Annotated in this window: 35 protein-coding genes; 34 read left to right on the top strand and 1 reads right to left on the bottom strand. The window is 40.0% G+C overall.

Going from position 1 to position 26704, the window contains the following annotated elements; genetic code table 11:
* Positions 1 to 81 precede the first annotated feature (81 nt).
* The 6 genes from rpsL to MKZ25_RS18975 all read left to right on the top strand — a co-directional run bounded on the left by rpsL (position 82) and on the right by MKZ25_RS18975 (position 7844).
* The gene (rpsL, locus tag MKZ25_RS19000) at positions 82 to 501 is read left to right on the top strand and encodes a 30S ribosomal protein S12 (protein WP_008406983.1); all 420 of its coding nucleotides are present in this window, start codon (positions 82 to 84) and stop codon (positions 499 to 501) included.
* A 41-nt stretch (positions 502 to 542) separates the two neighbouring features.
* Positions 543 to 1013, top strand: a complete 471-nt coding sequence (gene rpsG, locus MKZ25_RS18995) for a 30S ribosomal protein S7 (protein WP_008406982.1) — start codon at positions 543 to 545, stop codon at positions 1011 to 1013.
* 81 nt (positions 1014 to 1094) lie between these two features.
* Entirely contained in the window at positions 1095 to 3173 is a 2079-nt protein-coding gene (gene fusA, locus MKZ25_RS18990) for an elongation factor G (protein ID WP_340716748.1), read from the top strand.
* Positions 3174 to 3308: 135 nt separating this feature from the next.
* Complete coding sequence (gene tuf / locus MKZ25_RS18985) at positions 3309 to 4496, top strand: elongation factor Tu (protein WP_340802833.1); 1188 nt, start codon at positions 3309 to 3311, stop codon at positions 4494 to 4496.
* Between the two features lie 199 nt (positions 4497 to 4695).
* A complete protein-coding gene (locus tag MKZ25_RS18980) occupies positions 4696 to 6876 on the top strand; it encodes a malate synthase G (RefSeq protein WP_340802832.1) in 2181 nt (726 codons plus the stop codon).
* Between the two features lie 146 nt (positions 6877 to 7022).
* Positions 7023 to 7844 carry a methyl-accepting chemotaxis protein gene (locus MKZ25_RS18975; RefSeq protein ID WP_340802831.1) on the top strand — a complete coding sequence of 274 codons (822 nt, stop codon included), beginning with the start codon at positions 7023 to 7025 and terminating at the stop codon, positions 7842 to 7844.
* 41 nt (positions 7845 to 7885) lie between these two features.
* On the opposite strand, the gene MKZ25_RS18970 is transcribed toward MKZ25_RS18975, so the two are convergent.
* Positions 7886 to 8773, bottom strand: coding sequence for a LysR family transcriptional regulator (locus MKZ25_RS18970; RefSeq protein ID WP_340802829.1), 888 nt, complete (start codon positions 8771 to 8773; stop codon positions 7886 to 7888).
* Positions 8774 to 8892: 119 nt separating this feature from the next.
* On the opposite strand from MKZ25_RS18970, the gene MKZ25_RS18965 reads away from it, so the two are divergent.
* The 28 genes from MKZ25_RS18965 to MKZ25_RS18830 all read left to right on the top strand — a co-directional run bounded on the left by MKZ25_RS18965 (position 8893) and on the right by MKZ25_RS18830 (position 26388).
* Positions 8893 to 9573: a response regulator transcription factor gene (locus MKZ25_RS18965; protein ID WP_340802828.1), complete on the top strand. Its 681-nt coding sequence runs from the start codon at positions 8893 to 8895 to the stop codon at positions 9571 to 9573.
* Complete coding sequence (locus MKZ25_RS18960) at positions 9570 to 10541, top strand: sensor histidine kinase (RefSeq protein ID WP_340802827.1); 972 nt, start codon at positions 9570 to 9572, stop codon at positions 10539 to 10541. Before MKZ25_RS18965 ends, MKZ25_RS18960 begins: the two co-directional genes overlap by 4 nt.
* Before the next feature lie 96 nt (positions 10542 to 10637).
* Positions 10638 to 11399: an ABC transporter ATP-binding protein gene (locus tag MKZ25_RS18955; RefSeq protein ID WP_340802826.1), complete on the top strand. Its 762-nt coding sequence runs from the start codon at positions 10638 to 10640 to the stop codon at positions 11397 to 11399.
* Complete coding sequence (locus tag MKZ25_RS18950; protein ID WP_340802825.1) at positions 11389 to 13371, top strand: FtsX-like permease family protein; 1983 nt, start codon at positions 11389 to 11391, stop codon at positions 13369 to 13371. The genes MKZ25_RS18955 and MKZ25_RS18950 overlap by 11 nt, the downstream gene beginning before the upstream one ends.
* Before the next feature lie 125 nt (positions 13372 to 13496).
* Positions 13497 to 14816, top strand: a complete 1320-nt coding sequence (locus MKZ25_RS18945; protein WP_340802824.1) for a Na+/H+ antiporter family protein — start codon at positions 13497 to 13499, stop codon at positions 14814 to 14816.
* Between the two features lie 361 nt (positions 14817 to 15177).
* Positions 15178 to 15486 carry a 30S ribosomal protein S10 gene (rpsJ, locus tag MKZ25_RS18940; RefSeq protein WP_008406970.1) on the top strand — a complete coding sequence of 103 codons (309 nt, stop codon included), beginning with the start codon at positions 15178 to 15180 and terminating at the stop codon, positions 15484 to 15486.
* Positions 15487 to 15537: 51 nt separating this feature from the next.
* Entirely contained in the window at positions 15538 to 16167 is a 630-nt protein-coding gene (rplC, locus tag MKZ25_RS18935; protein ID WP_340802823.1) for a 50S ribosomal protein L3, read from the top strand.
* 27 nt (positions 16168 to 16194) lie between these two features.
* Positions 16195 to 16818 carry a 50S ribosomal protein L4 gene (gene rplD, locus MKZ25_RS18930; RefSeq protein ID WP_340802822.1) on the top strand — a complete coding sequence of 208 codons (624 nt, stop codon included), beginning with the start codon at positions 16195 to 16197 and terminating at the stop codon, positions 16816 to 16818.
* Positions 16818 to 17102: a 50S ribosomal protein L23 gene (rplW, locus tag MKZ25_RS18925; RefSeq protein WP_340802821.1), complete on the top strand. Its 285-nt coding sequence runs from the start codon at positions 16818 to 16820 to the stop codon at positions 17100 to 17102. Before rplD ends, rplW begins: the two co-directional genes overlap by 1 nt.
* 43 nt (positions 17103 to 17145) lie before the next feature.
* The gene (gene rplB / locus MKZ25_RS18920; protein ID WP_251690865.1) at positions 17146 to 17976 is read left to right on the top strand and encodes a 50S ribosomal protein L2; all 831 of its coding nucleotides are present in this window, start codon (positions 17146 to 17148) and stop codon (positions 17974 to 17976) included.
* Positions 17977 to 18036: 60 nt separating this feature from the next.
* The gene (gene rpsS / locus MKZ25_RS18915) at positions 18037 to 18315 is read left to right on the top strand and encodes a 30S ribosomal protein S19 (protein WP_004233637.1); all 279 of its coding nucleotides are present in this window, start codon (positions 18037 to 18039) and stop codon (positions 18313 to 18315) included.
* A gap of 22 nt (positions 18316 to 18337) precedes the next feature.
* Positions 18338 to 18682, top strand: coding sequence for a 50S ribosomal protein L22 (gene rplV, locus MKZ25_RS18910; protein ID WP_340716737.1), 345 nt, complete (start codon positions 18338 to 18340; stop codon positions 18680 to 18682).
* A gap of 3 nt (positions 18683 to 18685) precedes the next feature.
* Positions 18686 to 19342 (top strand): 30S ribosomal protein S3, encoded by a 657-nt coding sequence (gene rpsC, locus MKZ25_RS18905; RefSeq protein WP_340802820.1) that lies wholly within the window; start codon positions 18686 to 18688, stop codon positions 19340 to 19342.
* Position 19343: 1 nt separating this feature from the next.
* Positions 19344 to 19778 carry a 50S ribosomal protein L16 gene (gene rplP, locus MKZ25_RS18900; protein ID WP_191704084.1) on the top strand — a complete coding sequence of 145 codons (435 nt, stop codon included), beginning with the start codon at positions 19344 to 19346 and terminating at the stop codon, positions 19776 to 19778.
* Complete coding sequence (gene rpmC, locus MKZ25_RS18895; RefSeq protein ID WP_004233646.1) at positions 19768 to 19968, top strand: 50S ribosomal protein L29; 201 nt, start codon at positions 19768 to 19770, stop codon at positions 19966 to 19968. The genes rplP and rpmC overlap by 11 nt, the downstream gene beginning before the upstream one ends.
* Before the next feature lie 18 nt (positions 19969 to 19986).
* The gene (gene rpsQ, locus MKZ25_RS18890) at positions 19987 to 20250 is read left to right on the top strand and encodes a 30S ribosomal protein S17 (RefSeq protein ID WP_079523483.1); all 264 of its coding nucleotides are present in this window, start codon (positions 19987 to 19989) and stop codon (positions 20248 to 20250) included.
* A 46-nt stretch (positions 20251 to 20296) separates the two neighbouring features.
* Positions 20297 to 20665, top strand: a complete 369-nt coding sequence (rplN, locus tag MKZ25_RS18885) for a 50S ribosomal protein L14 (protein WP_008406955.1) — start codon at positions 20297 to 20299, stop codon at positions 20663 to 20665.
* Between the two features lie 37 nt (positions 20666 to 20702).
* Positions 20703 to 21011 (top strand): 50S ribosomal protein L24, encoded by a 309-nt coding sequence (gene rplX, locus MKZ25_RS18880; protein WP_191701161.1) that lies wholly within the window; start codon positions 20703 to 20705, stop codon positions 21009 to 21011.
* A gap of 28 nt (positions 21012 to 21039) precedes the next feature.
* Positions 21040 to 21579: a 50S ribosomal protein L5 gene (rplE, locus tag MKZ25_RS18875; protein ID WP_340802819.1), complete on the top strand. Its 540-nt coding sequence runs from the start codon at positions 21040 to 21042 to the stop codon at positions 21577 to 21579.
* 21 nt (positions 21580 to 21600) lie between these two features.
* Complete coding sequence (gene rpsN, locus MKZ25_RS18870; protein WP_008406949.1) at positions 21601 to 21786, top strand: 30S ribosomal protein S14; 186 nt, start codon at positions 21601 to 21603, stop codon at positions 21784 to 21786.
* Between the two features lie 30 nt (positions 21787 to 21816).
* Positions 21817 to 22215, top strand: a complete 399-nt coding sequence (gene rpsH, locus MKZ25_RS18865) for a 30S ribosomal protein S8 (protein ID WP_008406947.1) — start codon at positions 21817 to 21819, stop codon at positions 22213 to 22215.
* A 31-nt stretch (positions 22216 to 22246) separates the two neighbouring features.
* Positions 22247 to 22786 carry a 50S ribosomal protein L6 gene (gene rplF / locus MKZ25_RS18860; RefSeq protein WP_340802818.1) on the top strand — a complete coding sequence of 180 codons (540 nt, stop codon included), beginning with the start codon at positions 22247 to 22249 and terminating at the stop codon, positions 22784 to 22786.
* A 41-nt stretch (positions 22787 to 22827) separates the two neighbouring features.
* Positions 22828 to 23187 (top strand): 50S ribosomal protein L18, encoded by a 360-nt coding sequence (rplR, locus tag MKZ25_RS18855; protein ID WP_340802817.1) that lies wholly within the window; start codon positions 22828 to 22830, stop codon positions 23185 to 23187.
* Between the two features lie 21 nt (positions 23188 to 23208).
* On the top strand, positions 23209 to 23709 hold the full coding sequence (gene rpsE / locus MKZ25_RS18850; protein ID WP_251690860.1) for a 30S ribosomal protein S5: 501 nt from the start codon (positions 23209 to 23211) through the stop codon (positions 23707 to 23709).
* A 14-nt stretch (positions 23710 to 23723) separates the two neighbouring features.
* On the top strand, positions 23724 to 23903 hold the full coding sequence (gene rpmD, locus MKZ25_RS18845) for a 50S ribosomal protein L30 (RefSeq protein ID WP_008406936.1): 180 nt from the start codon (positions 23724 to 23726) through the stop codon (positions 23901 to 23903).
* A 33-nt stretch (positions 23904 to 23936) separates the two neighbouring features.
* The gene (gene rplO, locus MKZ25_RS18840) at positions 23937 to 24377 is read left to right on the top strand and encodes a 50S ribosomal protein L15 (RefSeq protein WP_191701166.1); all 441 of its coding nucleotides are present in this window, start codon (positions 23937 to 23939) and stop codon (positions 24375 to 24377) included.
* The gene (gene secY / locus MKZ25_RS18835) at positions 24377 to 25672 is read left to right on the top strand and encodes a preprotein translocase subunit SecY (RefSeq protein ID WP_339174370.1); all 1296 of its coding nucleotides are present in this window, start codon (positions 24377 to 24379) and stop codon (positions 25670 to 25672) included. The genes rplO and secY overlap by 1 nt, the downstream gene beginning before the upstream one ends.
* A 62-nt stretch (positions 25673 to 25734) precedes the next feature.
* Positions 25735 to 26388, top strand: coding sequence for an adenylate kinase (locus tag MKZ25_RS18830; RefSeq protein WP_340802816.1), 654 nt, complete (start codon positions 25735 to 25737; stop codon positions 26386 to 26388).
* Positions 26389 to 26704 lie beyond the last annotated feature (316 nt).

The raw sequence follows: 26704 nt of genomic DNA, 5'->3' as shown, positions 1-26704 counted from the left end.
AAGACTTTGTTTTTACCCAAAAAATGAACCACCTGGATGTGTGGTATTGAAACAAGGAAAAAATGAAGGGAGGACAAATCGATGCCTACAATTAACCAATTAGTACGTAAGCCTCGTCAATCTAAAAGCACGAAATCAAAATCTCCAGCGTTAAACAAAGGATATAACTCATTTAAAAAATCTTTAACTGACGTTAAGTCTCCTCAAAAACGCGGAGTTTGTACTCGTGTAGGTACAATGACACCACGTAAACCGAACTCGGCTTTACGTAAATACGCTCGTGTACGCTTAACTAACCAACTTGAGGTTACTGCGTATATCCCAGGTGAAGGTCACAACTTACAAGAGCACAGTGTAGTTCTTATCCGTGGCGGACGCGTAAAAGACTTAGCTGGAGTACGTTACCACATCGTTCGTGGTGCACTTGATACAGCTGGTGTTAACGGTCGTTTACAATCTCGTTCTAAATACGGTACTAAACGCCCTAAAGAAAAAAAATAATTTAAGTTTAAATATACAACGATTTGAAAGGAGGAAAACACATGCCTCGTAAAGGTCCTGTTTCCAAACGTGACGTGTTACCAGATCCACTTTATAACTCAAAACTAGTAACTCGTTTAATCAACAAAATGATGATTGATGGTAAAAGAGGTACTTCTCAAAAGATTTTATACGGAGCTTTCGAATTAGTTCAAGAGCGTTCGGGTCAAAATGCTTTAGAAGTATTTGAAGCTGCATTAAACAACGTAATGCCTGTATTAGAAGTACGTGCTCGTCGTGTTGGTGGTTCTAACTACCAAGTACCAGTAGAAGTTCGTCCAGAACGTCGTACAACTTTAGGTTTACGTTATTTAGTAAACTACGCTCGTCTTCGTGGAGAAAAAACGATGGAAGAGCGCTTAGCTAACGAAATCTTAGATGCATCTAACAACACTGGTGCTTCAGTTAAGAAACGTGAAGATATGCACAAAATGGCAGAAGCGAACAAAGCATTCGCTCACTACCGTTGGTAATTTGATCTTTGCTCTAGCATTGCTGGGGCTAAGATTTTTACCATCTATACAGTTAACCCAATATGGAAGGAGAAATTTCCTATGAAACGCGAATTCTCTCTAGAGAATACTCGTAATATTGGGATCATGGCTCACATTGATGCTGGTAAAACAACAACAACGGAGCGTATCCTTTATTACACTGGTAAGATTCACAAAATCGGTGAAACTCACGATGGTGGAGCTCAAATGGACTGGATGGAGCAAGAGCAAGAGCGTGGTATCACGATCACTTCTGCTGCAACAACAGCTCAATGGGACGGTCACCGTATTAACATCATCGATACTCCAGGGCACGTAGACTTCACAGTTGAAGTTGAACGTTCTCTACGTGTACTTGATGGTGCAGTAACAGTATTAGATGCTCAATCAGGTGTTGAGCCTCAAACTGAAACAGTATGGCGTCAAGCTACAACATACGGAGTTCCTCGTATCGTATTCATCAACAAGATGGATAAAATGGGTGCAGACTTCCTATATTCTGTAGGTACATTACATGAGCGTTTACAAGCTAATGCTCACCCAATCCAATTACCGATCGGTGCTGAAGATGACTTCTCAGGAATTATCGACTTAATCGAAATGAACGCAACGTTCTATGGTAACGATTTAGGTACTGATGTAACTGTTGGTGAAATTCCAGCAGAATACAAAGACCAAGCTGAAGAGTACCGTGAGAAATTAATCGACGCTGTTGCAAGTGTTGATGAAGAACTTATGGAGAAATACTTAGAAGGCGAAGAGATTTCTAAAGAAGAATTAAAAACGGCTATCCGTAAAGCGACTATCGCGGTAGAATTCTACCCAGTTCTTTGTGGTACAGCATTCAAACACAAAGGTGTTCGTAAAATGTTAGATGCTGCTGTAGCATTCTTACCAGCTCCAACTGACGTAGAAGCTATTAAAGGTACTGACGTTGACGGCGAAGAAGAAATCATCCGTCATTCTTCTGATGAAGAGCCATTCTCAGCTCTTGCTTTCAAAGTAATGACAGACCCATTCGTAGGTAAGTTAACATTCTTCCGTGTGTACTCAGGTACATTAGAAGCAGGTTCTTACGTACAAAACTCTTCTAAAGGTAAACGTGAACGTGTAGGACGTATCCTACAAATGCACGCTAACTCTCGTGAAGAGATCGCAAAAGTATACTCTGGTGACATCGCTGCTGCTGTAGGTCTTAAAGATACTACAACAGGTGATACTCTATGTGATGAGAAAAACCTTGTTATCTTAGAGTCAATGGACTTCCCAGAGCCAGTAATCTCTCTTTCTGTAGAACCAAAATCTAAAGCTGACCAAGATAAAATGGGTCAAGCTTTACAAAAACTACAAGAAGAAGATCCAACATTCCGTGCTCATACTGACACTGAAACAGGTCAAACAATCATCTCTGGTATGGGTGAACTTCACCTTGATATCTTAGTTGACCGTATGAAACGTGAATTTAAAGTAGAAGCTAACGTGGGTGCTCCAATGGTATCTTACCGTGAAACATTCCGTAGCGAAGCTAAAGTTCAAGGTAAATTCTCTCGTCAATCTGGTGGTCGCGGTCAATACGGTGACGTAACGATCGAGTTCTCTCCAAACGAAGAGGGTAAAGGTTTCGAATTCGAAAATGCTATCGTTGGTGGTGTTGTACCTCGTGAATACATCCCTGCAGTAGAAGCGGGTCTACGTGACTCTCTTGACCGTGGTGTTGTTGCTGGTTACCCACTAATCGACATTAAAGCGAAATTAGTATTCGGTTCTTACCATGACGTTGACTCAAGTGAAATGGCGTTCAAAATCGCTGCATCTATGGCATTAAAAGAAGCAGCTAAAAAATGTAACCCAGTTATCTTAGAGCCAATGATGAAAGTAGAAGTTGTAATTCCAGAAGAGTACCTTGGTGATATTATGGGTAACATTACTGCTCGTCGCGGTCGCGTAGAGGGTATGGAAGCTCGTGGTAACTCTCAAGTAGTACGTGCTATGGTTCCACTATCTGAAATGTTCGGATATGCTACAACTTTACGTTCTGCAACTCAAGGTCGCGGTGTATTCTCAATGGTGTTCGATCACTATGAAGAAGTACCAAAATCAATTGCAGAAGATATTATCAAAAAAAATAAAGGTGAATAATTGAAATTTCACCTTGCATCAAGTATAAATAATTTGTAAGCTATGAATGACTGACTATAGATGGGGCCCGTTTATAGTCGGCATCTTAGAATAATTTTAAAAAAATAAAACATATCTCTGAGGAGGCATTTTCTAATGGCTAAAGAAAAATTTGACCGTTCTAAAACGCATGCTAATATTGGTACAATCGGACACGTTGACCATGGTAAAACAACTTTAACTGCTGCTATCGCAACAGTTCTTTCTAAAAAAATGGGTGGATCAGCTAAATCTTACGCTGACATCGATAACGCTCCAGAAGAAAAAGAGCGCGGTATCACAATCAATACATCTCACGTAGAGTATGAAACTGAAACTCGCCACTATGCACACGTTGACTGCCCAGGACACGCTGACTATGTTAAAAACATGATCACTGGTGCTGCACAAATGGACGGCGGTATCTTAGTAGTATCTGCTGCTGATGGCCCAATGCCACAAACTCGTGAGCACATCCTTTTATCTCGTCAAGTAGGTGTTCCTTACTTAGTAGTATTCATGAACAAATGTGATATGGTAGACGACGAAGAATTATTAGAATTAGTTGAAATGGAAATCCGTGACTTATTATCTGAGTACGACTTCCCAGGCGACGACATTCCAGTAATCAAAGGTTCTGCTTTAAAAGCTTTAGAAGGCGAAGCAGAATGGGAAGAAAAAATCGTTGAATTAATGGACGCTGTAGATTCTTACATCCCAACTCCAGAACGTCAAACTGACAAACCATTCATGATGCCAGTAGAGGACGTATTCTCTATCACTGGTCGTGGTACAGTAGCAACTGGCCGTGTTGAACGTGGTCAAGTTAAAGTTGGTGACGTAGTTGAAATCGTAGGTATCGAAGAAGAAGCGAAACAAACTACTGTAACTGGTGTAGAAATGTTCCGTAAATTATTAGACTATGCTGAAGCTGGTGACAACATTGGTGCTTTATTACGTGGTGTTGCTCGTGAAGACATCCAACGTGGTCAAGTATTAGCTAAACCAGGTTCAATCACTCCACACACTAACTTCAAAGCTGAAGTTTATGTTTTATCAAAAGAAGAGGGTGGACGTCACACTCCATTCTTCTCTAACTACCGTCCTCAGTTCTACTTCCGTACAACTGACGTAACTGGTATCTGCATGTTACCAGAAGGCGTAGAAATGGTTATGCCTGGCGACAACATCGAAATGACTGTTGAATTAATCGCTCCAATCGCTTTAGAAGAAGGTACTAAATTCTCTATCCGTGAGGGTGGCCGTACTGTAGGCGCTGGCGTAGTAGCATCTATCCAAAAATAATTTTAGCTAATTGCTAATTTTTAAAAAACACTTTGCAGGGACGCTTGCAAGGTGTTTTTTTTTGCGCTTTATAACGTAAAAGCATAATGTTTATTCAATATATGTATTTCATTTATATATAATGACTCTTGTATAATGAAAGGTAAGAACAGGGGATTCTAATTAATTATTAGAAATGTTCATTTAAAAGGGGGATTTAATGGTGACAAATTATGTGCAAGTGGGAAACTTACAAGTAGCGGAAGTATTATTTCAGTTTATTAATGAACAAGTATTACCAAACAGTGGGGTAGAGCAAACGGCATTTTGGGAGGGCTTCGATCAGCTGATTCATGAGTTGGCACCTGAAAATAAGGCATTGCTTGCTCAACGGGATGCACTGCAGTCACAAATTAATGAGTGGCATAAAGGAAATAAGGGGAATTTCCAATTTGCCGATTATAAAGCATTTTTAGAAGAAATCGGTTATGTAGAACCAAAAGTAGAAGATTTCCAAGTGGAAACAGAAAACGTTGATGCAGAAATTGCATATCAGGCAGGTCCGCAATTAGTTGTACCTGTAAGCAATGCACGCTATGCAATTAACGCTGCCAATGCACGTTGGGGAAGTTTGTATGATGCACTATATGGTACGGATGCTATCAGTGATGAAGATGGTGCCGAAGCAGGCAAAGGTTATAATCCACTCCGTGGTAACAAAGTAATCGCGTATGCGAAGAAGTTTTTAGATCAAGCTGCACCTTTAACAGCAGCCTCACATACTGATGCAGTGAATTATAAAATTGCAGAAAATAAATTAGTAATTACATTGGCTGATGGTGAAACGACGACATTGGCAGAACCGGAAAAATTAATTGGCTTTCAAGGAACAACAGAACAGCCAACTGCAATTTTACTGAAAAATAACGATTTACACATTGAAATTCAAATAGACCGCAATCATCCAATTGGAAAAGATGATGCAGCCGGTGTAAAAGATATTTATTTAGAGTCCGCAATTACAACAATTATGGATTGCGAGGATTCGGTAGCGGCAGTAGATGCAGAGGATAAAGTGGAAGTTTATGCGAACTGGTTAGGGCTAATGAAAGGCGACTTGACGGCAACTTTTGAAAAAGGCTCAAAAACGGTAACACGTACATTAAACCCTGACCGTGTATATACAGGAGTTAATGGGGATACGGTAACATTAAACGGACGTTCGTTAATGTTTATCCGCAATGTAGGTCACTTGATGACAAATTCAGCTATTCTAGATAAAGATGGTAGCGAAGTGCCTGAAGGAATAATTGATGGTGTCGTAACGAGTTTAATAGCGAAGCATGAAGTAATCGGCAACGGTCAGTATAAAAATTCGCAAAAAGGGTCTATATATATTGTAAAACCGAAAATGCATGGCTCAAAAGAAGTAGCATTTGCAAATAAACTATTTGAGCGTGTAGAAGATTTAATCGGTTTGGAACGGTTCACGTTAAAGATCGGTGTTATGGATGAGGAGCGTCGTACATCACTTAACTTGAAAGCATGTATTCGTGAAGTGAAAAACCGTATCGTATTTATTAATACTGGGTTCCTGGATCGTACTGGTGATGAAATCCATACATCGATGGAAGCGGGCCCGATGATTCGCAAAGGCGAAATGAAAACTTCAACATGGCTTACTTCATATGAAAAATCAAATGTTATTGTTGGGTTAAATGCAGGCTTGCAAGGACGTGCACAAATCGGTAAAGGAATGTGGGCAATGCCGGACTTAATGGCGGATATGATTGAACAAAAAATCAATCACCCGAAAGCAGGGGCGAACACTGCCTGGGTTCCATCGCCGACAGCTGCAACATTACATGCAACGCATTACCATGAAGTAAATGTAAAAGATGTTCAAAAAGGTATTGTGACTTCGGAAGATTTACAGGATGCGATTTTGGAAATTCCGGTAGCGGCAAATACAGACTGGTCACCGGAAGAAATCCAAAATGAGCTTGATAATAATGTTCAAGGAATTCTAGGCTATGTTATCCGCTGGGTAGAGCATGGTGTAGGCTGTTCGAAAGTGCCGGATATTAATGATATTGGCTTAATGGAAGACCGCGCTACACTGCGTATTTCAAGTCAGCATGTAGCAAACTGGCTGCATCACGGTATTTGTACGAAAGAACAAGTAGAGGAATCGTTGAACCGTATGGCAAAAGTTGTAGATGAGCAAAATGCAGGTGATCCGGAATATTCGCCAATGTCAGCAAACTACGGGGATTCAGTAGCTTTCCAAGCGGCAAGCGAGTTAATATTTAAAGGTTATGATCAACCAAACGGCTACACAGAGCCAATTTTACACAAAAAACGTATTGAAGCAAAAGCAAAACAAAAAGTAAACGCATAAGGTTATCTAAGTTACTACTATTTCTTCTGAGATAGTAGTTTTTTTATACAAGTAGCAAAAAATAATGGAAATTTACTTATTTTAGTGTGAAAATGTGTATAACAGTAACAATGTAGTAATCGATATAGGAAAGAAGAGAACTAAAAATGCTAAATAAAATTGAATCTTTAGATGCGCTTATGTCAATAATACCGGTTGTGAAAGAAGCAATTCCGGTAGACTTATCGATTGCAGTATGTGATATAGAGAAGTTTGTAGCCTATTTTCCTGCCGAAGATTTAGATCTGAAAATACGAGTCGGTCAACAATTACATCCGGAAGAACCATTAATGATTGCGTTAAAGAACAGCCGCCGTTTAGAGGCAGTTGTACCGTCGGATTATTACGGTTTTGAATTTATCGGTACAGCGACGCCTTTATACGATAAAACAGGTAAAACAGTCGGAGGAATTGCTGTCCAAGTAAGAAAGCACTCAGAATTAATAGAAATTTCCCAAGCAATAACGGGTTCTTTAACACAGGCGAATGAGCAAATAGGCAGCATTGCGGGTGGTTCGACAAAATTGAAAGAGTCGGCAAATGAGCTGCTGGAACAATCAAAGCAGGCTGAGAAGAATGTTCAACAGACTTCCGATATTTTAACGTTGTTGAAACGAATGGCGGACCAAACGAATTTATTAGGCTTAAATGCAGCAATTGAAGCTGCCCGTGCAGGTGAAAAGGGAAGAGGTTTTGAAGTCGTTGCGACGGAAATCCGTAAATTTTCGAAAGAAACAATTGAATCAACACAAAAAATCAGAGAAACAATGGCCCAAATTAATGAGGCTACCCAAAAGATTACGAACTCCATTGCTCAAATTTCCACTATCGGGACATTACAAAGCGAATCTATCCAACAAGTTTCCGATTTTGTGAAGGAAATTCAAACAATGTCTGCACAGCTGAATGAATATGCCGATAAATTATAAAATGGTTGCCTAGAGATACAGAAACTTTCTAGGCAACTTTTCTATTGGGAAACAAATTCGCGGGCAAGTTTAATAAACTCCCGCACTGCAAAGGGTAAGTATTTGTTTTTCTTCCATGTAACCCCAAGTTCCAGATGAATTGCTTCCTCCTGAAAAGGAATGCATTTAATCGAAGTGTATGGAATTTTCTCGGCAAGCTTTTCCGGAAGCAGCGCAATCCCCAGTTTTGCCTGAACCATTTCGATAAATAAATCTTTCTGAGTCGTTTCGCAGGCAATTGTAGGAAAGAATCCGTGTTTGGAGCACTCCTCAATAATGCGGTCATACAAAATAAAATCTTTTCGGTAAATAATAAATGTCTCATCCGCTAATTCACTTAGCTGTATCGTTTCTTTTACTGCCAAAGGGTGACTCTCATGGACGATTAACAGTAAAGGATCTTTTAAAAATCGGATTGTCTCCAAAGATTCGTTCGAGGAAGTTACACTGCATACTAATCCGACATCCAGTTCACCGGCTTCGATTTCCTGGCGTATGCGTTTCGTTCCGACTTCCGTTAGTAAAATTTCGATATATGGATTAAGCTCTTTATAATAGCTGATTAATTTCGAAAAAAACTCGGCCCCAACGATTGGCGGAATACCGATTCGTATTTGGCCTTTCTTTAATTCCATCAAATCCGTTAACTCCGAACGCAGGTTTTGAAATGATTCAAGTACTTGCATTGAATTCACAAGAACGGCCTGACCGGCATCTGTCAGCTCAAGCTGTTTGGAAGACCGGTAAAATAACGGTACACCTAGCTCTGACTCAAAATTTTGGATTGCTTTACTAATAGATGGCTGTGATACATGCAAAGTTGCAGCTGCCTTCGTAAAACTTAAATGCTTGGCCACTTCAACAAAGTATTCGATTTGGCGTAAATCCATTTTTCTTTCCCCACCTCTTTAACTATAATTCCTGTAATTGAATTGATTATAGCAAAGTTTGTAAGAGTTGGACTGCCAGTTTTTTGTATAATGGAAGTATATAGAAGGAGTGGTGTTCTTTGAAAGTATTATTAATAGAAGATGATATCTCCATTTTTGAACTGATAGGTGAACGATTAGCGCAGTGGAATATACAAGTAATCGGGCCGAAAGATTTTCAACATATAATGGTAACATTTAAAGAAGAAGAGCCTCAGCTTGTTATTATTGATATTCAGCTGCCTGCATTTGACGGTTTTCATTGGTGCCGTGAAATAAGAGCGGTTTCGAATGTTCCTATGTTATTTCTTTCTTCACGTGACCATCCGATGGATATGATTATGGCGATGCAAATGGGAGCAGATGACTTTGTGCAAAAACCATTTCATACGGAAGTATTAATTGCAAAAGTTCAAGCATTGCTTCGACGTGCCTATAATTATCAGGAAGCGCAGCAAAGTGATATTGAAAAGTGGAATGGAGCTGAAATTCATTATGACCGTGCAATTGTCCATTATAAAGATCTGCAAATAGAGTTAACCAAAAATGAGTTGTTTATATTAAAGGTGCTCGTAAAAGCGAAAGGACAAATTGTTTCCCGGGATGAACTAATGCGAAAATTATGGGATGACGAACGCTTTGTAAACGACAATACATTAACGGTCAATGTAAATCGTTTACGCCAACGATTAGAGGATATTGGTCTCATCAATGTGATTATGACGAAAAAAGGCCTTGGTTATTTGGCGGTGGATGCATGATCCGCTTGTTTATAAGGCAGTATCTGTCGGCCATCCTATTTGTTATCCTCCTTCAGGTGCTGATCAATCTAATATTATTCCTCGACACAGGATTCCATGAGGTTTCCCTGCTTTATTTAAACATTATCTGGTTTACACTAGCCGCCGGTTATTTCAGTTTGCGCTATGTGAAAGACAGGAGATTAATGAAGCTATATGCCAAGTTTAGTGGAACTTACTCTGACGTTATTCATGAAGATTATAAAGAACAGCTTGCTGAGAAGAATATAAAAATACAGGAACAGAAGCAGATCGTATTAGAACGGCAGGATGAGCTTTTAGCCTGGGTACATGAAATGAAATCCCCATTAACGGCAATGCAGCTGTTGTTCGAAAAAGTAGAGAAAAGCGAAGTGAAGGAACGCATCGAAAATGAATGGCTGCGTCTTTATTTATTATTAGACCAGCAGCTACATGCAACACGTCTTATGACAATCGAGCAGGATAACCGAATTGAAAAAGTTCAGGTGAAGGATGTACTTATTCAAGAAATCAAAGCATTGCGCAGCTGGTGTTTTGAAAAGCAAATAGCAATTAATCTGGATTTGGGTGATCTGACTGTCCAATCAGACGCAAAGTGGCTAGGGTTTATCGTACGGCAACTTTTATCGAATGCGGTAAAGTATAGTCATATCGGGGGAGAAATTACAATCTCTGCTCAAATGGTTAATGAGCAGCCGGTTCTCATTATTCAAGACGGCGGAGTCGGTATAAAGAGTGAAGACTTGCCGCGTGTATTCCGCAAATCCTACACCGGAACAATTGGTCGTGAGACGAGTGCCGCAACAGGGATGGGGCTGTACCTTGCTAAACAGGCGGCACAATCTCTGCATATTGTTCTGGCAATCGAATCAACTGAAGGGGCAGGCACTTCTGTAAAAATTACTTTCCCGAAAATTAATGAATATCAAAAAACGCTTGGAATGTGACGAACTTGTCACTTACCATGCGTTTTTGTCATGTAAATCAAACGATTCCCATTAACGGTACATGTAGAATGAAAGTAACAAGAAAGGGTGGAAACGATGAGCATTTTAATCGCACGTAAAGTTCGAAAAACATATGGTAAGCGCTCGCTTGCACAAGAAGTATTAAAGGGCATAGATCTGGAAGTGGAAAAGGGTGAGTTTGTCGGCATAATGGGGGCTTCAGGTTCCGGAAAAACAACATTACTAAATGTACTCTGCTCCATAGATCAAGTGACAGACGGATTTGTCGAAATCAATGGGCAAAAGCTCCAAGGAATGAAGGAGCGTACATTGGCAAAGTTTAGACGTGACGAGCTCGGCTTTATCTTCCAGGACTATAATTTACTCGACACTTTGACGGTAAAAGAAAATATTTTATTGCCGTTATCACTCAGCACCATTCCAAAAGCCGCTGCAGAGCAACGTTTACAGGAACTCGCTTCGATTTTAGGAATTGCAGACATTTTGCGGAAATATCCAAATGAGATTTCCGGTGGTCAAAAGCAGCGAACATCTGCAGCTAGAGCCCTAGTAACCAATCCATCACTTGTATTTGCAGATGAGCCAACAGGAGCACTTGATTCAAAAGCGGCTACTGCACTGCTCGATAATTTAGCAAAAATTAATAAAGCAAAAAACGCTACAATCATGATGGTCACACATGATGCCATTGCCGCCAGCTTCTGTTCTCGTGTACTGTTTTTAAAAGACGGTCAAATTTATACAGAACTGTATAAGGGCGATAAATCACGCAATGAATTCTTCCAGCAAATATTAAATACGCAAAGTGTTCTAGGCGGTGAGCAGAGTGAAGCTTAGTCAGCTCGTTATTAAAAGCATGATAAAAAATATGCGTCACTATTACTTATACTTTTTCGCACTCATTTTCAGTGTGACGCTGTTTTTCTCATTTGTGACACTGCAGTACAATGAATCTGTAATTGAAGCGACAAAAGCAAGTGGTACGGCAGCTTCCGGATTTGAAGCGGCATCGTATATGCTGTATTTTATTGTCCTGTTCTTCGTGCTGTATGCCAATCACTTATTTATTAAGCGCCGCAGCAAGGAAATTGGGTTGTATCAATTAGTCGGCATGACAAAAGGGCTTGTGACACGTCTGCTAGCCTTTGAAAACATCCTATTATTTGCCGGTGCGGTAAGCGTCGGAATTTTATTGGGCTTTTTAAGTTCACGTTTGTTTGCGATGATTTTACTAAAGCTATTAAGATTTGATGCGGTTGTAACACTGAGCATCAGTAAAGTAGCAGTTGTGAATACGTTAAGTGTATTTGGTATTTTGCTCGCAGTTCTTTTAGTGCAAATGGCATTTATGGTACACAGAACAACTTTACTCTCACTATTTAACGTATCCAAGCAGGCGGACGAGCGTGTAAAACGCTTTAGTGTATTCCCGATGATAATGGGTGCGATTGGGTTGGCATTGATTATTTATGGCTACTATAAAAGTACGGTATTATTTTCAGGGCAAACAACAAACTTATTTTTAAGCATGATCATTATTTTAGCGACGACAATCGGCGGAACTTATTTTGTATTCCGCTATTCGGTTGCATTCATATTAAATTTGTTCCGTCTAAGAAAGAACGGGCATTTGAATCTAGCTGATGTTCTGGCGCTGACACCAATTATGCACCGGATGAAGGGCAATGCGAAATCACTGACGCTCATTACTGTCATAACGGCGGTATCTCTTGCCATTACGACTCTTTCTTATATCAGTTACTACTCGGCGGGCAGTACGGCGGAAAATTCAGTACCAGCAGATTATATAATAGTAGATGGACGCGGAGAATCCTTCATTGAAGCGCTGGAGCAGGAAGGAATTGCAATTGAGGAAGATAAGTTCAGGTTAACGAGCGCACAATTTGATATGACGGAAACTTTTTCTGGTGAAATAGTAGATTTACTTCAGGGTAAGACATTAGCGGACGCCCTAATAATTCCGCTTTCGGACTACCATCAGCTCGATCCGGATGTACAACTTTCAAAAGGAGAGGCGATTATTGCGGGCTATAATGGCTTCCAGGCAAATATATTGCCGATAGAAGCACCACACGACTTTACATTGCTGCATCAGGAGCACCAGTTTCCGCTAAAAGTTAAGGATGTGAACGATACATCGATTATAGCATGGCATATTACAGGAGGCGGCTTTGTATTTATCGTTGAAGATACTCTGTTTGACCAACTGCAGCAATTAAATGAAGAATATGCAATCGGTTATACTACACATGAACAAACATCAATCAATTTAGTAGATGCAGATGATGAAACATATAAGCTTACAGAAATGCTTTATGAACAAACTGGCGCAAATATACTTTTTGAAGCTGAAGAAGGCAGTGGCATGAATAAAATCAGTTCACTGCGATCAGAGGTTGAATTTAATTTAAATCTATATGGGACGACCATTTTCACAACGGCTTTTCTAGGTTTAGCCTTTTTACTGGCAACGGGCAGCATTTTATACTTTAAGCAAATGTCCGAAGCAGATGAAGAGATGGAATCGTATAAGATTCTCCGAAAAATCGGATTTACACAGGAAGAATTAACGCGCGGTATAATGATGAAACAGTTATTTAACTTTGGTGTACCTTTACTGATTGGCCTATTGCACAGCTACTTTGCAGTGAAGTCCGGCTGGTTTTTATTCGGTACAGAATTAACAACGCCTCTACTTGTGACAATGGGATTATATATCGCCATGTATACCATATTTGCTGCATTAACAATCAATTATTACAGAAAAATAATAAAACAGGCTTTATAATACTTCAAACCGTCAATTTTCTCTTATTTGACGGTTTTATTTTATCTATATCCGTTGACTCATGTTCAATTTTCTTGTAACTTTAACACATTAGTAATTTAGCAGACGAAAGTGAAGTGTACAACATGAATGCTGTATTAATAGCGGTAGGGGTTATGCTTATTTTAAGCCTACTGCGTATAAATGTCGTTTTATCCCTGACAGTAGGGGCAATTATTGGCGGCCTTGTCGGCGGATTAGATATAACAGAGACGATCAAGGCCTTTGTAGACGGTCTTGGCGGAGGTGCAACAATTGCGCTAAGCTATGCACTGCTTGGTGGATTTGCACTCGCAATTTCTCGTACTGGTATACCTGAAGTATTAGTAAAAGCAATTTTAAAAATTGTACAGCGTGAAGGTGAATCCCAAAAGAAAGGTGCCGCCAAAGCATTAATCTTCTTAGTATTGCTGGCAATGGCGATCATGTCGCAAAACCTGATTCCGGTGCATATTGCATTTATTCCTTTAATCGTACCGCCGATAATCAAAATTATGAATATGCTGCAAATTGACCGCCGTTTAATCGCGTGTATTTTAACATTCGGTTTAGTTATGCCATATATGTTCATACCTGCAGGGTTCGGTTTAATCTATCAAGGGATTATAGTCGATCAGATGGCTATAGCAGGATTGGACATTGCTTTGAGTGATGTTCCTAAGGCCATGGCTATTGTAGCCTTAGGGATGGCTGTAGGGCTTGTAGGAGCCTTTATAGCCTACCGTAAACCAAGACTGTATGAAAACGTTGAAATGGGTAAGACGGCTGACTTAAATAAAGAAGTAAATACATTGCACATTGTTTTTGCTGCAGTGGCATTAATCACTTCTATAGTAGTACAAGTGATGACAGACTCAATGATTGTCGGGTCAATTGCCGGTATTATGATTTTATATATAACAGGTACACTAAAAGTTAAAGAAGCAGATGCAGTTCTATCGGATGGAATGCGTATGATGGCATTTGTCGGTTTTGTTATGATTTCAGCAAACGGATTTTCTGCAGTTATTAATGCGACAGGTGATGTCGAAACATTAGTATCCGGTGCAATGGACATTTTTAACGGGAATATAAGTGTTGCAGTTTTAATCATGCTCATTGTCGGCTTAATAGTTACAATGGGAATTGGTTCATCATTTGCAACCATTCCAATCATTGCAGCAATTTTTGTACCAATCGCAATGGAACTGGGGTTAAGTGAATTAGCAATCATCTGTTTAATCGGAACAGCTGGTGTACTAGGTGATGCTGGCTCACCAGCTTCCGATTCTACATTAGGTCCGACAGCAGGACTAAATGTCGATGGACAGCACAACCATATTTGGGATACATGTGTGCCAACATTTATCTTCTATAATATTCCACAGATTATTTTCGGATGGATTGCAGTCGTTTTCTTCCTATAGTAATAGTCGTCGCTTTCAGCAAATAGAAAGCGGCGACTTTTTCAATTTCATAACTGTTAGTTTTCAGAATAATATATTTAAAACATATTACTCCCTTTTCAGTTGCTTTCATCGCCAGAAACTTATATACTAGAAAACGGCTCAAAAAGAGCGAACCTATTTATAAAGAATAAAACATTATGAAAAGAATTTTGCTAAAAGACTTGCGAACTTCTTTTTTATTGTATATAATGTTGAATGTTGGTCTTTGACTGCGAGGAAGCGAGAGGTTGCCGACACACCCGGCCGCTTTGCCATGGCGGTGTGTAGGAGAAATTTTCGTGGAGAATGTCTAGAAAATAGGCGAGAAGGAGGGAAAGTAATGGCAAAACAAAAAATTCGTATTCGTTTAAAAGCATATGATCACCGTATTCTTGATCAGTCTGCTGAGAAAATCGTTGAAACTGCGAAACGTTCAGGTGCTGGAGTATCGGGTCCGATCCCACTACCAACTGAAAGATCTGTATACACGATCTTACGTGCGGTTCATAAGTACAAAGATTCTCGTGAGCAATTTGAAATGCGCACACATAAACGTCTTATCGACATCGTTAACCCAACACCACAAACTGTTGATGCGTTAATGAAGCTTGATTTACCATCTGGCGTTGATATCGAAATCAAACTTTAATGGTAAAAACAAATATAAAACTTTTTCTAAAATTTACAGGAGGTGTGACAAATGACTAAAGGAATCTTAGGTAGAAAAATTGGTATGACTCAAGTTTTCGCTGAAAACGGAGATCTTATCCCAGTAACAGTAATCGAAGCTACTCCAAACGTAGTTTTACAAAAGAAATCTGTTGAAACTGATGGCTACGAAGCGATCCAATTAGGTTTTGAAGATAAGCGCGTTAAGCTTTCAAACAAACCTGAACAAGGTCACGTAGCAAAAGCAAATACTGCTCCTAAGCGCTTCATCCGTGAGTTCCGCAACTTAGAAGCTGCGACTTACGAGGTTGGTCAAGAAGTCAAGGTTGAAATTTTCGCTGAAGGCGAAGTAATCGATGTAACAGGTGTAACAAAAGGTAAAGGTTTCCAAGGTGTTATTAAACGTCATGGTCAATCTCGCGGCCCTATGTCCCACGGTTCTCGTTACCACCGTCGTCCGGGTTCAATGGGTCCAGTTGCCCCGAACCGCGTATTCAAGCAAAAGAAATTACCTGGTCAAATGGGTGGCACAGTTGTTACTATTCAAAACCTTGAAATCGTTAAGGTTGATGTAGAGCGCAACTTACTACTTGTTAAAGGTAATGTTCCTGGTTCTAAAAAAGCATTAGTAACAGTTAAAACTGCTATTAAATCAAAATAATTCTCTTAAAGAAAGGAGGAAACAGGAATGACAAAGGTTTCAGTACTTAGTCAAACAGGTGCTTCAGTTGGTGAAATCGAATTAAACGATGCGATTTTCGGAATCGAGCCAAACGAAGCTGTATTATTCGACGCTGTAGTTGCACAACGTGCTTCTTTACGTCAAGGTAATCACAAAGTTAAAAACCGTTCTGCAGTTGCTGGTGGTGGTCGTAAACCATGGCGTCAAAAAGGAACTGGTCGTGCTCGTCAAGGTTCGATCCGCTCTCCACAATGGCGTGGTGGTGGTGTTGTATTCGGTCCTACTCCACGTAGCTACGCTTACAAACTACCTAAGAAAGTTCGTCGCTTAGCAATCAAGTCTGCTTTATCTTCGAAAGTATTAGAACAAAACTTAGTAGTACTTGATGCATTATCATTTGATGCACCAAAAACAAAAGATTTCAAATCAGTATTAGCTGCTTTAGAAATCAGCAAAAAAGCATTATTCGTAACTGCTGAAGTTAACGAAAACGCTATTTTATCTGCTCGTAACATCCCTGGTGTTACAGTGTTAACAGCTGAAGGAATCAACGTATTAGATCTATTAGGTCACGATAAAGTTGTATTCACTCAAGATGCTGTAAAAAAAGTTGAGGAGGTGCTTGGATAATGGAAGCACGTGATATCTTAAAACGTCCGGTCATTACTGAGCGTTCTTCAGAAATTATGGCAGAGAAAAAGTATACTTTCGAAGTAGACACTCGCGCTAACAAAACTCAAGTTAAAGATGCTGTTGAAGAAATCTTCGGTGTTAAAGTTGAGAAAGTAAACGTAATGAACTACAAAGGTAAGTTCAAACGCGTTGGTAAATTCGGTGGATACACTAACAAACGCCGTAAAGCAATTGTTAAATTAACTACTGATTCAAAAGAAATCGAATTATTCGAAATCTAATCTTAAATTCATATAAGTAGCATTAAAGAAGGAGGGAAAACAAATGGCGATTAAAAAGTATAAGCCAACCACAAATGGTCGTCGTAACATGACGTCATCTGACTTTGCGGAAATTACTACTAATAAACCAGAAAAATCTTTATTATTACCAATTAAACGCAAAGCTGGTCGTAACAACCAGGGTAAAATTACTGTTCGTCATCACGGTGGCGGTCACAAGAAACAATACCGTGTTATCGATTTTAAACGTCTTAAAGACGGCATTCCAGGACGAGTTGCTACGATCGAATACGATCCAAACCGTTCTGCGAACATCGCTTTAATTAACTATGCTGACGGTGAAAAACGTTACATCTTAGCTGCGAAAGGTCTTGAAGTAGGTCAAACTATTTATTCAGGTCCAGAAGCGGACATCAAAGTAGGTAACGCTTTACCATTAGCAAACATTCCAATGGGTACTACAATCCATAACATCGAAATGAAACCTGGTAAAGGTGGACAATTAGTACGTTCAGCTGGTACTTCTGCGCAAGTATTAGGTCGTGAAGGTAAGTATGTAATCGTTCGCTTACAATCTGGTGAAGTTCGTTTAATTCTTGCTACTTGCCGTGCTACAATCGGTCAAGTTGGTAACCAAGAACATGAACTTATCAACATCGGTAAAGCAGGTCGTTCTCGTTGGTTAGGTAAACGCCCAACTGTACGTGGTTCTGTAATGAACCCTAACGATCACCCACACGGTGGTGGTGAAGGACGTTCTCCAATTGGACGTAAATCTCCAATGACACCATGGGGCAAACCAACTCTTGGTTACAAAACTCGTAACAAGAAAAATAAATCATCTAAATTTATTATTCGTGGACGTAAAAAATAATGTGGTAAAACTACGGTTCGTTTCGAGAGCCGTGGTCGTATCACGGAGGGAGGTTCCTAAATGGGTCGCAGCTTAAAGAAAGGACCTTTTGTTGATGACCACCTAATGAAAAAGGTGGAAGCACAAGAGGCTTCTGAGAAAAAACAGGTTATTAAAACTTGGTCTCGCCGTTCTACTATCTTCCCAAACTTCATCGGTTTAACAATCGCTGTATATGACGGACGTAAACACGTTCCTGTATACGTTACTGAAGATATGGTAGGTCATAAACTTGGTGAGTTCGCACCAACTCGTACTTATAAAGGTCACGGTGCAGATGACAAGAAAACAAGACGCTAATTTTGAGAGGAGGTAAATCCTAATGACACAAGCTAAAGCTATCGCTCGTACAGTTCGTATCGCTCCTCGTAAAGTTCGTCTAGTAGTAGACTTAATTCGAGGCAAGCAAATTGGTGAAGCAGTTGCAATTTTACGTCATACTCCAAAAGCGGCGTCTCCAGTCGTTGAGAAAGTATTAAAATCTGCAGTTGCTAACGCTGAACACAACTATGAGTTAGATATTAATAACTTAGTTGTATCTGAAATCTTTGTTGATGAAGGTCCAACATTAAAACGTTTCCGTCCACGTGCACAAGGTCGTGCGTCGGCAATCAACAAACGTACAAGCCACATTACAATCGTGGTATCTGAGAAGAAGGAGGTTTAATCCGTGGGTCAAAAAGTACATCCAATAGGACTACGTGTTGGTATTATTCGTGACTGGGAGTCAAAGTGGTTCGCTGAGAAAGACTACGCAAACTTGCTACACGAAGACATCAAAGTACGTAAATATATCGAAACTAAGCTTAAAGATGCATCTGTATCTAAAGTAGAAATCGAACGCGCTGCAAATCGCGTAAACATTACTATTCACACTGCGAAACCAGGTATGGTTATCGGTAAAGGTGGTACGGAAGTTGAAAACTTACGTAAACACTTAACTGAAGTAACTGGTAAACGTGTGCACATCAACATTATTGAAATTAAACGTGCAGATCTTGACGCTAAATTAGTAGCTGAAAACATCGCTCGTCAACTTGAGAACCGCGTATCATTCCGTCGTGCTCAAAAACAATCAATCCAACGCACAATGCGCGCTGGTGCAAAAGGTATTAAAACACAAGTATCTGGACGTTTAGGTGGCGCTGATATCGCGCGTGCTGAACACTATAGTGAAGGAACTGTTCCGCTTCATACATTACGTGCTGACATTGATTATGCACATGCTGAAGCTGATACTACTTACGGTAAACTAGGCGTTAAAGTTTGGATCTACCGTGGTGAAGTCCTTCCTACTAAAAAGAACTCTGTGGAAGGAGGCAAATAATATGTTATTACCTAAACGCGTAAAATATCGTCGTGAACACCGTGGTAACATGCGTGGAGAAGCGAAAGGCGGTAAAGAAGTATCTTTCGGTGAGTTTGGCTTACAAGCTACAACAGCATCTTGGATTACAAACCGTCAAATCGAATCTGCCCGTATCGCAATGACTCGTTACATGAAACGTGGCGGTAAAGTTTGGATCAAAATCTTCCCACATAAGCCTTACACGAAAAAGCCTCTAGAAGTCCGAATGGGTTCTGGTAAAGGTTCTCCTGAAGGTTGGGTAGCAGTAGTAAAACCAGGAAAAGTAATGTTCGAAATTGCTGGTGTATCTGAAGAGATCGCACGTGAAGCACTTCGTTTAGCATCACACAAACTTCCTGTTAAATGTAAGATCGTAAAACGTCAAGAAACTGGTGGTGAATCTAATGAAAGCTAATGAAATCCGTGACCTTGCCACTTCTGAAATTGAATTAAAAGTGAAATCACTGAAAGAAGAGCTTTTCAACCTTCGCTTCCAATTGGCGACTGGTCAATTAGAAAACACAGCTCGCATCCGTGAAGTTCGCAAAGCGATCGCACGTATGAAAACTGTGATTCGTGAAAGAGAAATCAGTGCAAATAACTGATAAAGGAGGGTTTTAAGTATGACTGAGCGTAACCAACGCAAAGTTTACACTGGCCGTGTTGTTTCTGACAAAATGGATAAAACAATTACTGTTTTAGTTGAAACTCACAAAAAGCACAAGCTTTACGGCAAGCGTGTAAAATACTCGAAAAAGTTTAAAGCTCATGATGAGCAAAACACTGCGAATATCGGTGATATCGTACGTATCATGGAAACTCGCCCGCTATCAGCTACTAAACGCTTCCGTTTAGTTGAAGTTGTAGAAAAAGCGGTTATTATTTAATAACACATTTCGGAATAAAATATATTTCCGAAGGGAGGTAACCTAAGTGATTCAACAAGAAAGTCGTATGAAAGTTGCTGACAACTCAGGTGCACGTGAAGTTTTAACGATTAAAGTACTTGGTGGTTCTGGACGTAAAACTGCTAACATCGGTGATATCGTTGTTTGTACAGTTAAGAAAGCAACACCAGGTGGCGTTGTCAAGAAAGGTGACGTTGTTAAGGCTGTTATCGTTCGCACAAAATCAGGTGCTCGTCGTAAAGACGGTACTTACATTAAGTTTGATGAGAATGCTTGCGTAATTATCAAAGATGATAAATCACCACGCGGAACTCGTATTTTCGGACCAGTTGCACGTGAGTTACGTGATGGCAACTTCATGAAAATCGTTTCTTTAGCTCCAGAAGTTCTTTAATTTCATGACAGTACCAATCAAGGAGGTGCGACACATAATGCATGTTAAAAAGGGCGACAAAGTAAAAGTAATTACTGGTAAAGACAAAGGTAAAGAAGGCGTAATCCTAGCTGCTTTCCCTAAACAAGACCGAGTTCTTGTTGAAGGTGTAAACATCGTTAAGAAACACGTTAAACCTAACCAACTTAACCCACAAGGTGGAATTGTATCTCAAGAAGCTGCAATCCACGTTTCGAACGTAATGCTAATCGATCCTAAATCTGGCGAGCCGACTCGTGTAGGTATTGAGATCAAAGATGGCAAAAAAGTTCGTGTTGCAAAAAAATCAGGTGTAGTAATCGACTAATAAGTAAATTGAGAAGGGAGGTACACACATGAGCCGCCTAAAAGAAAAATATTTAAGTGAAGTTTCACCTGCTCTTATGAGCAAGTTCGAATATAAATCAGTAATGCAAGTTCCTAAAGTGGAGAAAATCGTTATCAACATGGGTGTTGGTGACGCTGTTCAAAACTCAAAAGCTCTTGATGTAGCTGTTGAAGAATTAACAACAATTACTGGTCAAAAACCAGTAGTAACTAAAGCGAAAAAATCTATCGCAGGTTTCCGTTTACGTGAAGGTCAAGCGATCGGTGCTAAAGTTACATTACGCGGTGAGCGTATGTATGAATTCCTGGATAAATTAATCTCTATCGCACTTCCACGTGTACGTGACTTCCGTGGTGTTTCTAAAAAAGCATTCGACGGTCGCGGTAACTATACATTAGGTGTTAAAGAGCAATTAATTTTCCCAGAAATCGATTACGATAAAGTTTCAAAAGTACGCGGTATGGACATCGTGATCGTAACTACTGCGAATTCTGACGAAGAAGCTCGCGAGTTATTAACACAGTTCGGAATGCCGTTCCAAAAGTAATAAAATAAGGAGGGCGAAGACGTGGCAAAAAAATCAATGATCGTTAAACAACAACGCACGCAAAAATTTAAAGTTCAAGAATATACACGTTGTGAACGCTGTGGCCGTCCACACTCTGTATACCGCAAATTTAAACTTTGCCGTATTTGTTTCCGTGAACTTGCATATAAGGGACAAATTCCTGGCGTTAAAAAAGCCAGCTGGTAATCCCCTAATTTGGGAAGGAGGTAAATTTTCATGACAATGACTGATCCGATTGCAGATATGCTTACACGCATTCGTAATGCGAACATGGTACGTCACGAGAAGTTAGAAGTTCCTGCTTCTAACGTAAAGAAAGAGATCGCTGAAATTTTAAAGCGTGAAGGTTTCGTACGTGATGTAGAATATGTAGAAGACAACAAGCAAGGTATCATCCGTATTTTCTTAAAATACGGTAAAGAGAACGAGCGTGTTATCACAGGTCTAAAACGTATTTCTAAACCAGGTTTACGTGTATATGCTAAAACAAACGAAGTACCTAAAGTTTTAAACGGTCTTGGTATCGCTTTAGTATCTACTTCAAACGGTTTATTAACTGATAAAGAAGCTCGCGCTAAACAAGTTGGCGGAGAAATCTTAGCATACATTTGGTAATTAGTAAGAAAAGAACGGAGGTGCAATATAAATGTCTCGCGTAGGTAAAAAAGTTATCGAGGTACCTGCTAACGTAACAATCGAAGTCGCTGCTGGCAACGTTGTTACTGTTAAAGGTCCTAAAGGCGAATTAACTCGTCAATTTAACCAAGATATGAAAATCGAGCAAGAAGGCAACACACTTTCAGTTGTTCGTCCTTCTGATTCTAAAGAACACCGTACAAACCACGGTACAACTCGTGCGTTACTAGCTAACATGGTAACAGGTGTTTCTGAAGGTTTCACTCGTGCTCTAGAACTTGTCGGTGTAGGTTACCGTGCACAGTTACAAGGTACTAAACTTGTACTAAACGTTGGTTACTCTCACCCAGTTGAGTTTACACCTGAGCAAGGAGTAGAGGTCGAAGTTCCTTCAAACACGAAGATCATCGTTAAAGGTATTTCTAAAGAGCGTGTTGGTGCATTAGCATCTAACATCCGTGACGTGCGTCCACCAGAGCCTTACAAAGGTAAAGGGATCCGTTACGAAGGTGAATTCGTTCGCCGTAAAGAAGGTAAAACAGGTAAATAATGCGGCATAAACCGCATTAATTTTTGAAAGGAGTGACCACTGTGATTACGAAACAAGATAAAAATCAAGTTCGTAAAAAACGTCATGGGCGTGTTCGTTCTAAAATTTCGGGTACTGCACAACGTCCACGTTTAAACGTATTCCGTTCTAACAAGAACATTTATGCACAACTAATCGATGACGTAGCTGGCGTAACTTTAGTTTCTGCTAATACTCAAGAAAAAGCTTTCGAAGGTATGGGCGCAAACGTAGAATCTGCTGCTAAAATCGGTGAAACAATCGCTAAACGCGCTGCTGAAAAAAATATTACTACAGTAGTATTTGACCGTAGCGGTTACTTATATCACGGACGTGTAAAAGCTTTAGCTGAAGCTGCACGTGAAAACGGCTTAGAATTTTAATAAGAAGGAGGGACATACTTCATGAGTCGCATTGACGCAAACAAATTAGAACTTGAAGAACGCGTAGTTACAATTAACCGTGTTGCTAAAGTTGTTAAAGGTGGTCGTCGCTTCCGCTTCTCTGCTCTAGTAGTAGTAGGAGATAAAAATGGTCATGTAGGATTTGGTACTGGTAAAGCCCAAGAGGTTCCAGATGCAATCCGTAAGGCTGTTGAAGACGCGAAGAAAAACTTAATCGAAGTACCACGCGTGGGTGGAACTACTCCACACTTAGTGCAAGGTCGCTTCGGTGCAGGTTCAATCTTAATCAAACCTGCAGCTCCTGGTACAGGAGTTATCGCTGGTGGTCCGGTACGTGCCGTACTGGAATTAGCTGGTATTACTGATATTCTTTCAAAATCTCTTGGTTCAAACACACCAATCAACATGGTGCGTGCAACTGTAGCAGGTTTAACTGAATTAAAACGCGCAGAAGAAGTTGCAAAACTACGCGGTAAATCAGTGGAAGAGTTATTAGGATAAGGGGGGGAATTATAATGGCTAAATTACAAATTACCCTTAATAAATCTGTCATCGGTACTAAGCCAAACCAACGTAAAGTTGTTGAGGCATTAGGATTACGTAAATTAAACCAAACTGTGGAACAAGCTGATAACGCTGCAATCCGCGGGATGATTACAAAAGTAGCTCACTTAGTTACTGTTAAAGAAATTTAATTTCAATTATATGAACAAGGAGGTGCCACCCAAATGAAACTTCATGAGTTAAAACCAGCAGAAGGTTCACGTAAAGTACGTAACCGCGTTGGTCGTGGTATCGGTTCTGGTAACGGTAAAACTTCTGGTAGAGGTCATAAAGGTCAAAACGCTCGTTCTGGCGGCGGCGTTCGCCCAGGATTTGAGGGGGGTCAAAACCCACTTTTCCGTCGTTTACCTAAACGTGGCTTTACGAACATTAACCGTAAAGAATACGCTATCGTTAACCTTGACGCGTTAAACCGTTTTGAAGATGGTGCAGAAGTAACACCTGCATTATTATTAGAAACTGGTATCGTGAGCAACGAAAAAGCTGGAATCAAAATTCTAGGTCATGGTACATTAAGCGTTAAACTTAATGTTAAGGCTCACAAATTCTCAGCTTCTGCAAAAGAAGCAATTGAGAACGCTGGCGGAACAACTGAGGTGATCTAATGTTTCAGACAATCTCTAACTTTATGCGCGTTCGAGATATACGAAATAAAATCATCTTCACACTTTTAATGTTAATCATTTTTCGTATCGGAACATTCATTCCGGTACCAAATGTTAACGCAGATGTATTAAAGGCAACTGATGAGTTTAGCTTAGTAGGTTTCCTTAATACGTTTGGCGGTGGTGCATTGGCAAACTTCTCGATCTTTGCGATGGGGATTATGCCTTACATCACAGCCTCAATTATTGTCCAGTTGCTTCAAATGGATGTTGTTCCTAAGTTTGCAGAATGGGCGAAACAAGGTGATGTAGGTCGACGCAAGTTGGCTCAATTCACTCGTTATTTCACGATTGTATTAGCATTTATTCAATCTTTCGCAATGAGCTTTGGATTTAACCAATTTTATGGCGGATCGTTGATTACAGATACTAGTATTCAATCATACTTAACGATTTCAATCGTATTAACTGCAGGTACGGCATTCCTATTGTGGTTATCTGAACAAGTTACTGCTTATGGTGTTGGTAATGGTATCTCTATTATTATCTTCGCTGGTATCGTTGCTGCGATTCCTAATGCAGTAAACCAAATCTACGCACAACAAATTGATGGAGCCGGCGATCAATTGTTTATCAATATTGCCATTTTAGTTCTGTTAGTTCTAGTGCTGCTTGCTGTTGTCGTTGGAGTTATTTATATTCAACAAGCGTTGCGTAAAATTCCAATCCAATATGCAAAACGAGTTGCTGGGAATTCACCTAAAGTCGGTGCACAGCAAACGCATTTACCGTTAAAAGTAAATGCTGCAGGGGTTATTCCGGTAATCTTTGCGGTTGCGTTTATTGTTACACCTCAAACTTTAGCAACATTCTTTGGAGATAATAATGTAACAGCGTTTATTACAAACACGTTTGACTATACTAAACCTGTTGGTATGTTAATCTATGTTGCTTTAATTATCGCCTTCACATACTTCTATGCATTCATTCAGGTGAATCCGGAAAATGTGGCAGACAACTTGAAAAAGCAGGGTGCTTATATCCCGGGTATCCGCCCAGGTAATGACACTCAAGCTTACTTAACAAAAGTACTTTATCGTTTAACATTAGTTGGCGCTTTATTCTTAGTAGTTATTTCAGTAATGCCGATTTTATTCATTAACTTCATGAACCTGCCAGCTTCGGCTCAAATCGGGGGAACAAGTATGATTATCGTAGTCGGTGTTGCACTTGAAACGATGAAACAGTTAGAGTCTCAATTAGTGAAGCGTCATTATAAAGGCTTTATGAAATAATGCAGGTTTAGGAAACATTTTCGTTTCCTTACCGGCTTATGCTATAAAGGGGAGTATTACGTATGAATATCGTTTTAATGGGTCTTCCAGGTGCCGGTAAAGGTACTCAGGCTGACAAAATTGTTGAGAAGTACGCAATCCCTCATATTTCTACAGGCGATATGTTCCGTGCCGCTATTAAAGAAGGTACAGAATTAGGTTTACAGGCCAAAGCGTTTATGGATCAAGGTGCATTAGTACCTGATGAAGTAACGATTGGTATTGTTCGTGAACGTCTTTCACAACCAGACTGCGAAAAAGGTTTCTTATTAGACGGATTCCCGCGTACGGTTCCTCAAGCTGAAGCTTTAGATAGCATCCTTGAAGAATTAGGACGTCCTGTTGAGCATACAATTAATGTTCAAGTTGAAAAAGAAGAGTTAATCGCACGTTTAAGTGGTCGTCGTATTTGTAAGACTTGTGGTACATCATATCATTTAGTGTTCAACCCACCAAAAGTGGATGGCATTTGTGATAAGGATGGCGGCGAGTTGTACACACGTGCAGATGATAACCCTGAAACTGTTACAAACCGTCTGGAAGTAAATATGAACCAAGCACAACCTTTACTTGATTTCTATGAAGCAAAGGGAGTACTTACAAATATTAATGGACAGCAAGAAATTTCAAAAGTATTTGCTGATCTTGATGCTCTATTGCAGGGCAGCCGCAGCTGATATCCGTCCGGGCGCTAGACAGCTTCCGCGGTAGTCATGCGGAGGCAACAACGAAACATAATTTTTTGAGAGTTGCAAAAGCATATTGTGCCCGGTATATACTATAAAGGTTGAGCACTTAATTAGTGTGATGACATCTTTGTAACGTATAATGGGTTTCGTGGAAGCATCTGTGTAACGGGTATGAATCTCTCATCAAGACATTCCGGCTATCGTGTTAACATAAGGATGCGGTTCCTTATAGGATACTGTTTCCATGGATTGTGTGAAGCGAAACCAGACGAGCGTCTTATTCTACATCTCTCATGCAATCCAA

The organism is Solibacillus sp. FSL W7-1464 (assembly GCF_038004425.1).
Taxonomy (GTDB): Bacteria; Bacillota; Bacilli; order Bacillales_A; family Planococcaceae; genus Solibacillus.
This window is presented reverse-complemented; position numbering and strand designations above follow the sequence as displayed.